This is a genomic window from Methylobacterium oryzisoli, assembly GCF_046557895.1.
Taxonomy (GTDB): Bacteria; Pseudomonadota; Alphaproteobacteria; order Rhizobiales; family Beijerinckiaceae; genus Methylobacterium; species Methylobacterium oryzisoli.
Genome location: NZ_JBKIBX010000023.1, coordinates 79,482 through 91,168, shown reverse-complemented (window position 1 = coordinate 91,168; position 11,687 = coordinate 79,482). Strand labels below are relative to the sequence as shown.

Below are 11,687 nucleotides of genomic sequence, written 5' to 3'. Positions count from 1 at the left end.
CGGGTTTCCCCAGACCTGTGAGCTTTCTCGAAAAACGTCGGTCGAACATCATCTCTCACGCCAGGGCACAAACCCCGGCCGCAAGGACAACGCCGTCCACGCTTCTCTTTCTCAGATCAACTTGTCAAAGAGCACGCCTCGGCGACAGAAAGGCCGATCCGGGTAAGTCACCCGGCTCAAGCCCGCGGCCTGTCGGAAAGAAGCGAAGGCGACCGAGCCGCTGAAGTCCGCGGCCGGCGCCGATGGGCAGTCGTATACGGCCGCCCCGCCCACCCGTCAACACCCAACACGAAACTTTTGCGACAGTCCCGAGACCGCCCTCCCCTCCCCCGCCGGCCACCGCCCCGCTAGAACGGTGGGCAGGGCCGCGCGAGACGGCCCGACCGGGAGACGCCGATGGCGCGGGAGCGGCTGCACATCCTCGTGGTCGGCGGATCGATCGCCGGCCTGTTCGCGGCCCTCGCGCTCCGGCGGCAGGGACACGCGGTCTCGGTGTTCGAGCGCTCGGCCACGCCCCTCGACGGGCGCGGCGCCGGCATCGTCACCCATCCGGCCCTGTTCGCGCTGATGCGGGAGGCCGGTCTCGCCTTCGTGCCGGAAGACCTCGGAGTCTCGGTGCCGGGCCGGCGGGTGCTCGCGCCCTCGGGCGCGATCGCGGGCGAGCGGGCCCTGCCGCAGATCCTCACCAGCTGGGGCCGGATCTACCGCCTGCTGCGCTCAGGTGTGCCGGAGACCAACCTCCATCACGGCAAGGCTTTGCTGCGCGTCGACGAGAGTGCGGACGGGGTCGCGGCCACGTTCGCGGACGGCACCCGGGCCGAGGGCGACCTCCTCGTCGGGGCGGACGGGCTTTTCTCGGCGGTGCGGGCGCAGATCCTGCCCCAGGCGCGCCCGCTCTACGCCGGCTACGTGGCGTGGCGCGGCCTCGTCGAGGAGGCGGACCTGTCGCAGGCAGCGCGAAAACTCCTGTGCGACCGCTTCGCCTTCTGCCTGCCGCCGGGCGAGCAGATGCTGAGCTATCCCGTGGCGGGCGCGGACGAGGCCGTGACGCCGGGACGGCGGCGCCTCAACTTCGTCTGGTACCGGCCGGCGGCGGCGGAGGGCGAGTTGCCCCGCCTGCTCACCGACCGCGACGGCACCCGCCACGACCTCTCGATCCCGCCCCACCGGATCCGGCCCGAGGTGCTGGACGCGATGCGCGCCGACGCCGAGCGCCTGCTGGCGCCGCCCTACGCGGAGGCGGTGGCGCGCACCGCCCAGCCCTTCCTGCAGGCGATCCTCGATCTCGAGACCCCGGCGATGGCCATGGGCCGGGTCGCGCTCGTCGGCGACGCCGCCTTCGTGGCCCGGCCGCATGTCGGCATGGGGGTGACGAAGGCGATGGCGGACGGGGCCGCGCTCGCGCGGGCGGTCGCGGCCGAGCCCGATATCGCGGTCGCGCTCGCCGCCTTCGACCGGGCGCGGCGGCCGGTCGGGGCGGCGGTGATCGCCCGCGCCCGCGCGCTCGGGGCCTACATGCAGGCGCAGGGGCTGAGCCCGGCGGAGCGGGAGGCGGCCGAGCGCCACCGCCGGCCCGAGGCCGTGATGGCCGAGACCGCGGTCGCGACGCCCGACCTGCTCTGACGTTTCAGGAGGGCATCGGCGCCGGAGCGGCCTCGGCGCGCACCGCCTCCGGCAGGGGCAGCGGCGGGTTGGCCCCGCCGAGGAACTCGACCGTGGTGAAGATCAGCGTGGTGTCGCCGATGTTTTCCAGGTCGTGGGTCATGTGCTGGCCCGGCCCGTAGCTCTGGTGGCTGATGTCGCCCGCCGCGTAGGCGACCTCGGCGACCCGCCCATCCTCGTAGCGCGAGCGCGCCCGGCCCGCCGTCACCGCGGTCCAGAAATAGTCGAGGACGTGGGTGTGCAGGTCGATCCGCTCGCCGGGCTTCAGCTCGATCGTCCAGACGCGCACCCGCTCGGTCTCCGAGAGCAGGCGCGTGCCGACGCAGCCGTTGTGGCGCGCCCGCGCGAAGGCGTCGCCGAGATCCGGAGGGGCAGCCTCATGGGGGCGGGTCTGAGGGGCGGCGTGCGGCATGCGTCTCCTCCTGTTCGATGGGAATCGAGCCTAACGGCGCTCCGTTCCCCGGGGAAGCTGCCTCCACGGCCCGGCGCACCACCGCGCAATGGGCTTGGCGCAGGCCCACCAGCGCCGAATCGAGCAGCGCCTCCCGGGTGGCCACCGGATCCTCCGGCAGGGCGAGCCCGTAGACGAGGCCGCGCAGGCCCACGTAGACGAGGGCGCCGTGGATGCCGAACAGCAGTTCGAACTCGCCCTCGCCGAGCGGCAGGGCGTCGGGGGCCGGCAGCGCGTATTCCCGGCGCATCTCGACCAGAAGCGGCGCGAAGACGCGCTCGCGGACCATGCCGAGGTAGCGCCGCGGCAGGTCGTAGCCCTTCATGCCGGCCGAGACGAAGATGCGCAGCCACGCGTAGTCGTGGATCACCCGCTGGTAGTCGCCCTCGAAACGGCGGAAGCGCTCGATGCAGGGCAGGCCGCGATCCGCGATCACCGCCTCCCATTCGGGCTTCCAGCGGCGCAGGTAGACCTCCTCGTAGATCCGCTCGATCAGGTCCTCCTTGCTCGGGAAGTAGCGGTAGAGGAGCGGCTGCGTGATGCCGAGCCGGCGCGCCAGTTCGCGCGTGTGGCCGTCGAGGCCGACCTCCGCGAAGAAGGCGATCGCCCCCTGGACGATCTGGCGCTCGCGGTCCTGGGGCCGGAGGCGGCGGGCGGGTCTGGTCGGATCTGCCATCGGGGACGACTTGACGAACCGGGCGGGCCGAGCCTTAATTGAAGAAGCGATAAACAAAAGCGCGAACCGTCGGCGTATGCAAGCCGGGGGGGCGCTCCCGGGGAGGGAAAAGGCGTGAAGGCGCCAGACGTTGCTTATGCGCGGCCGGATTCGCTCGACGAGGCGCTGGCCCTGCTCGCCGCGCACGGCGAGGCCGCCCGGCCGCTCGCGGGCGGGCAGAGCCTCGTCACCTCGCTGAACATGCGGCTCGCCGCGCCAGGTCTCCTCGTCGATCTCAACGGCCTGCCCGACCTGACCGGCATCGCGGAAGACGGCGAGGTCATCCGCATCGGCGCGATGACGCGCCACCGGGAGCTCGCCGCCTCGTCCCTCGTGGCCGAGCGGCTGCCCCTGATCGCCGCGGCGGTGCCGCACATCGCCCACCCGGCCATCCGCAACCGCGGCACGATCGGCGGCTCGGTGGCGCTCGCCGACCCGGCGGCGGAGCTGCCGGCCTGCTGCCTCGCGCTCCAGGCCAGGTTCGTGATCCGCGGCCCGGCCGGCGAGCGGCGGGTCGCGGCGGACGACTTCTTCCGCGGCCTGTTCGAGACCGCCATCGGGCCGGGCGAGATCCTGGTGGCGATCGAGATCCCCGTGCCCGGCGCGGAGGCGGTGTCCGGCTTCGACGAACTCGCCCGCCGCCACGGCGACTACGCGCTCGCCGGCCTCGCCGCGCAGGGCCGGCGAGACGGCGCGGGCCTCGGCGATCTGCGCCTCGTCTTCTTCGGCGTCGGCGACCGGCCGGTGCTGGCCAAATCCGCGGCCGCGGCCTTCGCGGCCGGCGGCGTGAAGGCCGCGCAGGACGCGCTGGCCGACGACATCGACCCGGCCGACGACGTGGCGGTCAGGGGCGCCACGCGCCGCCACCTCGCGCGCGTGCTGCTGGGCCGCGTGCTGGGCCGCATGACCGGAGAGGCCTGATGGAGAACGAGCAGCGCATCGGCTTCACGCTGAACGGCGAGCGGGTGCGGGCGCGGGTCGCCGCGCGCCAGCATCTCGGCGACCTGCTGCGGCTCGAATTCGGCCTCACCGGGGTGCATCTCGGCTGCGAGCACGGGGTCTGCGGCGCCTGCACCATCCGGGTCGACGGCCGGGCGGTGCGCGCCTGCCTGATGCTGGCGGTGCAGGCCGAGGGCGCGGTCGTCGAGACGATCGAGGGCCTGACCGAATCGGGCGAGATCGCCGACCTTCAGGACGCCTTCCACCGGCGCAACGCGCTCCAGTGCGGCTACTGCACGCCCGGCATGCTGGTGACCGCGGCCGAACTGCTCGCCGAGACCCCGCGGCCGAGCCGCGAGGCGATCCGCGAGGCGGTGGGCGGCAATTACTGCCGCTGCACCGGCTACCACGCCATCGTGGACGCGATCGCGGCGACCGCGGAGACCCGGGTCGCGGCGACCGCGGAGACCCGGACCGCCGCGGCGGTCCCTGCGGAGGCCGGCCGATGAGCGAGAGCAGCCTCAGCTTCCTCGACCGGCCGAACAGCTATATCGGCCGCTCCGTCCCGCGGCCGAACGCGCGCCGCCTCGTGGAGGGGCGCGGCACCTACGTGGACGACGTCGCGGTGCAGCGGCTGACCCACGTCGCCTTCCTGCGCAGCCCGCTCGCGCATGCCCGCATCACGGCCCTCGACACCGCGGCCGCCAGGGCGATGCCCGGAATCGTTGCGGTGGTGACGGGCGCGGAGCTGGCCCGGGTGTGCACGCCGTGGGTCGGCGTGCTCGGCCACTTCAAGGGCCTGCGCTCGGCGCCCCANCGGAATCGTTGCGGTGGTGACGGGCGCGGAGCTGGCCCGGGTGTGCACGCCGTGGGTCGGCGTGCTCGGCCACTTCAAGGGCCTGCGCTCGGCGCCCCAGCACGCGCTGGCGGTCGACCGCGTCACCTGGGTCGGCGAGCCGCTCTGCGCCGTCGTGGCGGCGAGCCGCGCCGAGGCCGAGGACGCGCTCGCCGCCATCGCGGTGGAGTACGAATCCCTGCCGGCCGTGGTCGACATGGAGACGGCGCTCGATCCCGCGACGCCGCCGATCCACCCGGATCTCGGCGACAACCTCGCCTTCGAGCGCGTGCTGGAGGTGGGCGACGTGGACGGCGCCTTCCGGGACGCCGCCGCGGTGGTGGAGGAAACCTTCCGGTTCGGGCGCCACACCGGGGTCTGCCTCGAACCGCGGGCGATCCTGGCCGACTGGCAGGCGGCGGACGGCACGCTCACGGTCCACCATTCCTTCCAGGCCCCGCACATGATGCAGGACATCCTGTGCAAGCATCTCTCCCTGCCGGAGGGGGCGGTGCGGGTGATCTGCCGCGACGTCGGCGGCTCGTTCGGCATCAAGGTCCACATCTACCCCGACGAGATGGCGACCTGCGCCCTGTCGCTGATGCTCAGGCGCCCGGTGAAGTTCGTGGCCGACCGGCTGGAGAGCTTCACCAGCGACATCCATTGCCGCGACCACCGGGTCACGGCCCGGATGGCGCTCTCGGCCGAGGGCGACATCCTCGCCATCGACATGGACGATCTCACGGGGATCGGCCCCTACTCGGTCTACCCGCGCACCAGCGCCGTCGAGGCGAACCAGGTCGTCAACCTGACGGGCGGTCCCTACCGGCATCAGGCCTACCGGGCGCGGGCGCGGGTGGTGCTGCAGAACAAGGCGCCGACCTGCCAGTACCGGGCGGTGGGGCACCCGATCGCCACCATGGTGGCGGAGGGGCTCCTCGACCTCGGGGCGGCGCGCCTCGGCCTCGACCCGGCGGCGATCCGCCAGCGCAACGTCATCCCGGACGACGCCTATCCGTGCGCGGGGGCCTCGGGCATCAAATTCGAAAAACTGTCGCACCAGCGGGCCATCGCCACGCTCCTGGAGATGATGGATTATCAGGGCCTGCGCGCCGAGCAGGCGGCCCTGCGCGCGCAGGGCATCCACCGCGGCATCGGGCTCGCCACCTTCGTGGAGATCACCAATCCGTCGGCGGCCTTCTACGGGGTCGGCGGCGCGCGCATCTCCTCGCAGGACGGCTGCACCCTCCGGCTCGACCCGCAGGGCGGGGTCGTGGCGGCGGTGAGCATCACCGAGCAGGGCCAGGGCACCGAGGGCATCATCGCCCAGATCGTCGCGACGGCGACCGGCGTGCCGATGGAAGAGGTGCGCGTGGTCACCGGGGACACGCAGGCGACCCCCTACGGCGGCGGCACCTGGGCCTCGCGCGGGGCGGGCATCGGCGGCGAGGCGGCGTGGCAGGCCGGCAAGGCCCTGCGCGCCAACGTGACCGCGGCGGCGGGCGCGATCCTGCAGACCAGGGCCGACACCCTCGACATCCGCGAGGGCCGCATCGTGGACGCGGCGACGGGGGCCGAGCGCATGACGCTGGCCGAGCTCGGGCGCATCGTCTACTTCCGGCCCGACACGCTGCCGCCCGGCCTCCAGCCCGAGTTCATGGTCACGCGGCACTACGTGCCCAAGGACTATCCCTTCGCCTTCACCAACGGCGTCCAGGCCTCCTACCTCGAGGTCGATGTCGAGACCGGCTTCGTGCGGCTCCTCAAGCACTGGTGCGTGGAGGATTGCGGCACGGTGCTCAACCCGCTGCTCGTCGACGAGCAGATCCGGGGCGGGATCGTCCAGGGCATCGGCGGGGCGCTGTTCGAGCACTGCCTCTACGATGCGGAGGGGCAGCTCCTGAACGGATCGATGGCCGATTACCTCGTGCCGATGGCGGGCGAGATGCCGGACATCGCGGTGGCGCACGTGGTCTCGGCCACCGCCTCCTCGGAGATCGGCGCCAAGGGCGCGGGCGAGGCCGGCACGGCGGGCGCTCCGGCGGCCGTGGTCAACGCGATCAACGACGCCCTGCAGCCGTTCGCCGCAAGGGTGTCGCGCCAGCCCGTCACGCCCGAGGTCATCCTCGAAGCGCTGGGCACGATCTGAGCGACAATCATCGGGAGGGGATCATGGCGGACGACACGGCGCGAGGCGGGGCGCTCAGCCGGCGCGGGCTCCTGCAGGGCGGCGCGCTGGCGCTGGCCGCACCCGCCCTGATGCGGCAGGCCTGGGCGCAGGGCGCCGGCCCGATCCGCATCGGCTTCCCGGTGCCGCTCACCGGCGCCTTCGGGGCGGAGGCGAACGATCAGGTCCGCGCCGCCCAGATCGCCGTGAAGGAGTTCAACGCGGCGGGCGGACTCGACGGCCGCATGGCCGAACTCCTGGTGCGCGACGACAAGCTCAACCCCGGCGAGGCCGCCACCCGCACCCTCGAACTGATCGAGAAGGACAAGGTCAACTTCCTCGTCGGCGCCCTCTCGGCGGCGGTGACGCTGTCGGTCAACAACGTCGCGCGCGAGCGGGGCGTGCTCTACAACTCGATCAGCCAGTCCGACGCGATCAACGAGGCGAAGGATTTCGGGCGCACCACCTTCCACGAGGCGCTCAACCCGCACATGACCGCGGGGGCGGTGGGCCGCTCCGTCTTCCCCAAGCACGGCAAGCGCGTCGCGTTCCTCACCGCGGACTACGCCTACGGCCACGAGATGGTGCGGGGCTTCCGCCGCGCGGGCGAGGCGCTGGGCATCGAGGTGGTGGCCGACATCCGCCACCCGATCGGCGCCTCCGACTACTCGGCCTTCCTGCCGCGCCTCGCCGCCCTCAAGCCCGACGTGCTCTGCCTGTGCAACTTCGGCCGCGATCAGGTGGTGTCGATCCAGCAGGCGACGGAGTTCGGCCTCAAGCGCAACACCAAGCTCGTGGCGCCGGTCCTGCTGTTCACGGCCCGCAAGGCGGGCGGCGACGCCTTCGAGGGCGTGGTGGGCGGCACCTCCTACTACTGGCGCCTGGAGGATTCGGTCCCGACCGCCAAGGCCTTCAACGACAAGTTCCGCGCCGCCTACAACGGCGCCGTGCCCTCCGACTACGGCGCGCTCGGCTACGCGGGGGTCCGCTCGGTGCTGGAGAGCGTCAAGGCGGCCAAATCCACCGATACCGACAAAGTGATCGCCGCAATGGAAGCCTTGAAGGCCGACTTCTACAAGGGTCCGCAATACTACCGCGCCTGCGACCACCAGTCGGTGCAGTCGGTTCTGATCGTGGAGTCGAAGCACAAGGACCAGAAGGGGCCGGACGACGTGTTCACGATCGTGGGCACCGAGCAGCCGGACGAGGCGCGCCTGCGCACCTGCGCGGAACTGGGCCACAAGGGATGAAAACGTCCCCCAGACATGGCGCGGGCGGCATTCCCTCTCCCGTGCGGGAGGGAGGCAAGCGCGGGATCCCCTCTCCCGTGCGGGAGAGGGGTTCCTCGCGTTTCGTCCGGGCGTCGTGGCGGTATCCCCGATGATGTCCTCCCCGGTCCCCGCCCCATGATGATCGGCCCCTACCCCCTCGATCTCCTGGCGCTCCAGCTCGTCACCGGCATCGCGCTCGGCGCCATCTACGTGCTGGTCGGAATCGGCCTGTCGCTGATCTTCGGGCTGATGACCATCGTGAACTTCGCCCACGGCGCCTTCTTCATGGCCGGCGCCTACGTGGGCGTTTTCCTCTACGGCTACACCGGCAACTTCTGGCTCAGCCTCGTGGCGGCGCCGCTGGCGATGGGGGCGCTCGGCCTCGCCGTGGAGCGGCTGCTGGTGCGCCGGCTCTACGGGCGGGGCATCGACGATCCGCTGCTCCTCACCTTCGGCCTGTCCTACGTCATCGTCGAGAGCGTGCGCATCCTGTTCGGGCTCACCGGCATCCCGTTCGGCGCGCCGCCCGCCCTGCGCGGCGCGGTCGACATCGGCATCGGCTACTTTCCGCTCTACCGGCTCTTCCTCATCGTGTTCACGGGGCTGGTCGTCGCGGCGCTGTGGCTGTTCGTGGAGCGCACCTCCTTCGGGCTGATCATCCGGGCGGGCGCCCGCGACCGGCAGATCGTGCAGGTGCTCGGCATCGACGTCTCGAAGGTCTGGCTCGTGGTCTTCGCGCTGGGCTGCGGGCTCGCCGGCCTCGCCGGCATCCTGGCCGCGCCCCTCCAGGGGGTGACGCCCGAGATGGGCATCCCGGTCCTGGCCGAGGCCTTCGTGGTCACGGTGGTGGGCGGCATGGGCTCGCTCGCGGGCGCGGTGCTGGCGGGCCTCCTCGTCGGCATCGTGGTGGCGATGACCTCGCTGATCGCCCCTGACATGACCAAGATGGCGATCTTCGCCCTGATGGCGCTGGTGCTGCTGGTGCGCCCGCGCGGGCTCCTCGGGCGGGCGGGGGCGCTCGGATGAGCGAGGCCGTGATTGCCCCCGCCGCCCGCGGGAGCGCGGGCCGCGGCCGGCGGCTCCTGCGCACGGCCGCGCGCCACCGCGTCGGGCTGACGCTGGCGGCGCTGGCGCTGTTTCCGTTCGTGGCGCCCTACGAGGCGCTCGCCGTGAACGTGCTCGTGCTCGGCCTCTACGCGCTCGGGTTCAACCTGCTCTTTGGCTACACCGGGCTCCTGTCCTTCGGCCACGCCGCGTTCCTGGGCGCGGGCGCCTACGGGGCCGGCATCGCCATCGTGCAGGGCGGGCTGCACCCGCTGCTGGCCATCGCCGCCGGGGTGGTGCTGGCGACGCTGATCGCGGCCGTGATGGGCTTCCTCGCCATCCGCACCCGCGGCATCTACTTCGCGATGACCACGCTCGCGCTGTCGATGTGCGTCTACTACGCCTTCTACCAGATGGAGCCGCTCACCGGCGGCGAGAACGGCCTGCGCGGCATCAACGTGCCGGCCCTGAACCTCGGCCTCGTCAGCCTGCCGCTGATCAACCCGCTGGTGAAGTACTACGTCATCCTGGCCTTCGTGGGCACGGCGGTGTGGCTGTTCTCGCGGCTCCTGGCCTCGCCGTTCGGGGCGGTGCTGGAGGCGATCCGCGAGAACGAGAACCGCGCCCGGGCCTGCGGCTACGACGTGGCGCGCACCAAGCTCGTCGCCTTCGTGATCTCGGGCGCCGTCTGCGGCCTCGCCGGCGCGCTCAACGCCATCCACCTCTCGATCGTGCCGATCGAGACCATGCACTACGCCATGTCGGGCGAGGCGGTGATGATGGCGCTGCTGGGGGGCATGCGCACCTTCTTCGGTCCGTTCGTCGGGGCCGCCACCTTCCTGATCCTGCAGGACGGGCTCGCGACCCTCACCAGCCACTGGCAGCTCTTCACGGGGGCGATCTTCATCGCCTTCGTGCTCTTCCTGCCCTCCGGCATCTGGGGCGAGGTGGTCGCCCGCCTCAAGCGGGTCGGGCCATGAGCGGCGCGATCCCGCGCGCCGGGGGCGCGATTCTGCGCACCGAGGGCTTGGGGAAGCGCTTCGGCGGCTTTCGCGCCCTCGACGGGGTGAGCGTCGCCTTCCCCGAGGGCGGCGTCACGGCGATCATCGGGCCGAACGGCGCGGGCAAGAGCACCTTCTTCAACCTGATCTCCGGCGCGCTGCCGCCGAGCGAGGGGCGCATCCTGTTCCAGGGGCAGGACATCACGGGGCTTCCCCCCCACCGCTTCACCCGGCTCGGCATCGCCAAGTCCTTTCAGATCACCAACGTCTTCCCCGACCTCACGGTGTTCGAGAACGTGCGGGTGGCCGCGCAGGCCCGGCGCGTGCGCTTCGACCTCTTCCGCGACCGCTCCGCCTACCCGGATCTCGCCCTCAAGGCGGAGGCGCTGCTCGCCGAGGTCGGGCTCGCCGGCCGCGAGGAGCGGCTCGCGCGCGAACTCGCCCACGGCGAGCAGCGCGCGCTTGAGATCGCCATGGCGCTCGCCGCCGATCCCGTCCTCCTCCTCCTCGACGAGCCCACCGCCGGCATGAGCCCGGAAGAAACCCGCACGATGATGGACCTCGTGCGCCGGCTCGCCGCTGAGCGCACCCTGATCCTCGTGGAGCACAAGATGAAGCTGGTGATGGATCTCTGCCGCCGCCTCATCGTGCTCCACCAGGGGGCGCTGCTGGCCGAGGGCACGCCCGACGAGATCCGCGCCAACGCCGAGGTGCGGCGCGTCTACCTGGGCAAAAGCGCGTGAGCGCCCCCCTTCTCGCGGTCGCCGACCTCAACGCGTGGTATGGCCACAGCCACATCCTCCAGGGCGTGGCGCTGGAGGTGCGGCCGGGCGAGATCGTCACCCTCATCGGCCGCAACGGCGCGGGCAAGACCACGACGCTGAAATCGGTCATGGGCCTCGTGCCGCGGCGCGAGGGGCGCGTGACCTTCGCGGGCGAAGAAATCCTGGGCCTTCCGGCCCATGCCCGCTTCCACCGCGGCCTCGCCTACGTGCCGGAGGAGCGGCGCATCGTGCCGGGCCTCACCGTTGAGGAAAATCTGCGCCTCGGCATCCTGGCGGCCCGCACGCGCGCCCGCGAGGCCGAGCGGATCGAGGCGATCGCCGAGACCTTCCCGCGCCTCAAGCAGCGCCTGCGCCAGGAGGCGGTGACCCTGTCGGGCGGCGAGCAGCAGATGCTCGCCATCGCCCGCGCCCTCATGGCCGAGCCCCGGATGGTGCTCCTCGACGAGCCCTCCGAGGGCATCATGCCGATCCTCGTGGAGGAGATGTTCGCGCAGTTCGCCGCCATGAAGCGGGCCGGCACCACGATCCTGCTCGTGGAGCAGAACGTCGACCTCGCCCTCGACATCTCCGACCGGGTCTACGTCATGGACCAGGGCGCCATCGTCCATCACGACACCGCCGCCGCCCTGAAGGCCGACCCGGTGATCCAGGACCGCTACTGCTCGGTCTAGAACGGCGCTCGACCGCGTTGCGATCGAAGGCCGCTCGCGATTCTTCTTGTGCCGCGCTCCCCTGCGCCGAACCGGCATCGCCTTCAGCGGGGGAGAAGTGGTGTCTCGAAGCAGTCGGCGGATCCCGGTCGCAAGACGGTCATCCT

Annotated in this window: 11 protein-coding genes and 1 pseudogene; 10 read left to right on the top strand and 2 right to left on the bottom strand. The window is 72.1% G+C overall.

Annotation, left to right across the window (positions count from 1 at the left end; translation table 11 throughout):
* Positions 1 to 396 precede the first annotated feature (396 nt).
* Entirely contained in the window at positions 397 to 1,623 is a 1,227-nt protein-coding gene (locus ACKUB9_RS20870; protein WP_407526454.1) for an FAD binding domain-containing protein, read from the top strand.
* Positions 1,624 to 1,627: 4 nt separating this feature from the next.
* Here ACKUB9_RS20870 and ACKUB9_RS20865 read toward each other — a convergent pair whose 3' ends face one another.
* Complete coding sequence (locus ACKUB9_RS20865) at positions 1,628 to 2,074, bottom strand: cupin domain-containing protein (RefSeq protein ID WP_407526452.1); 447 nt, start codon at positions 2,072 to 2,074, stop codon at positions 1,628 to 1,630.
* Positions 2,040 to 2,789 (bottom strand): TetR/AcrR family transcriptional regulator, encoded by a 750-nt coding sequence (locus tag ACKUB9_RS20860; protein WP_407526450.1) that lies wholly within the window; start codon positions 2,787 to 2,789, stop codon positions 2,040 to 2,042. Before ACKUB9_RS20860 ends, ACKUB9_RS20865 begins: the two co-directional genes overlap by 35 nt.
* Before the next feature lie 114 nt (positions 2,790 to 2,903).
* Here ACKUB9_RS20860 and ACKUB9_RS20855 point away from each other — a divergent pair, with 114 nt between their 5' ends.
* From ACKUB9_RS20855 to ACKUB9_RS20815, 9 genes and pseudogenes are all read left to right on the top strand, one after another.
* Entirely contained in the window at positions 2,904 to 3,749 is an 846-nt protein-coding gene (locus ACKUB9_RS20855) for an FAD binding domain-containing protein (RefSeq protein WP_407526447.1), read from the top strand.
* A complete protein-coding gene (locus tag ACKUB9_RS20850; protein WP_407526444.1) occupies positions 3,749 to 4,276 on the top strand; it encodes a (2Fe-2S)-binding protein in 528 nt (175 codons plus the stop codon). Before ACKUB9_RS20855 ends, ACKUB9_RS20850 begins: the two co-directional genes overlap by 1 nt.
* A pseudogene (locus tag ACKUB9_RS20845) lies at positions 4,273 to 4,467 on the top strand (hypothetical protein); the annotation flags it as partial. The gene ACKUB9_RS20850 and the pseudogene ACKUB9_RS20845, both read left to right, overlap by 4 nt.
* 130 nt (positions 4,468 to 4,597) lie before the next feature.
* Entirely contained in the window at positions 4,598 to 6,751 is a 2,154-nt protein-coding gene (locus ACKUB9_RS20840) for a xanthine dehydrogenase family protein molybdopterin-binding subunit (protein WP_410825884.1), read from the top strand.
* Positions 6,752 to 6,774: 23 nt separating this feature from the next.
* Positions 6,775 to 8,019, top strand: a complete 1,245-nt coding sequence (locus ACKUB9_RS20835; protein WP_407526441.1) for an ABC transporter substrate-binding protein — start codon at positions 6,775 to 6,777, stop codon at positions 8,017 to 8,019.
* A 156-nt stretch (positions 8,020 to 8,175) separates the two neighbouring features.
* Positions 8,176 to 9,066: a branched-chain amino acid ABC transporter permease gene (locus ACKUB9_RS20830; protein WP_407526438.1), complete on the top strand. Its 891-nt coding sequence runs from the start codon at positions 8,176 to 8,178 to the stop codon at positions 9,064 to 9,066.
* On the top strand, positions 9,063 to 10,064 hold the full coding sequence (locus ACKUB9_RS20825; RefSeq protein WP_407526435.1) for a branched-chain amino acid ABC transporter permease: 1,002 nt from the start codon (positions 9,063 to 9,065) through the stop codon (positions 10,062 to 10,064). The genes ACKUB9_RS20830 and ACKUB9_RS20825 overlap by 4 nt, the downstream gene beginning before the upstream one ends.
* Positions 10,061 to 10,828 (top strand): ABC transporter ATP-binding protein, encoded by a 768-nt coding sequence (locus ACKUB9_RS20820; RefSeq protein WP_407526433.1) that lies wholly within the window; start codon positions 10,061 to 10,063, stop codon positions 10,826 to 10,828. The genes ACKUB9_RS20825 and ACKUB9_RS20820 overlap by 4 nt, the downstream gene beginning before the upstream one ends.
* Positions 10,825 to 11,541 (top strand): ABC transporter ATP-binding protein, encoded by a 717-nt coding sequence (locus ACKUB9_RS20815; RefSeq protein ID WP_407526430.1) that lies wholly within the window; start codon positions 10,825 to 10,827, stop codon positions 11,539 to 11,541. Before ACKUB9_RS20820 ends, ACKUB9_RS20815 begins: the two co-directional genes overlap by 4 nt.
* The last annotated feature ends 146 nt before the right edge of the window (positions 11,542 to 11,687 follow it).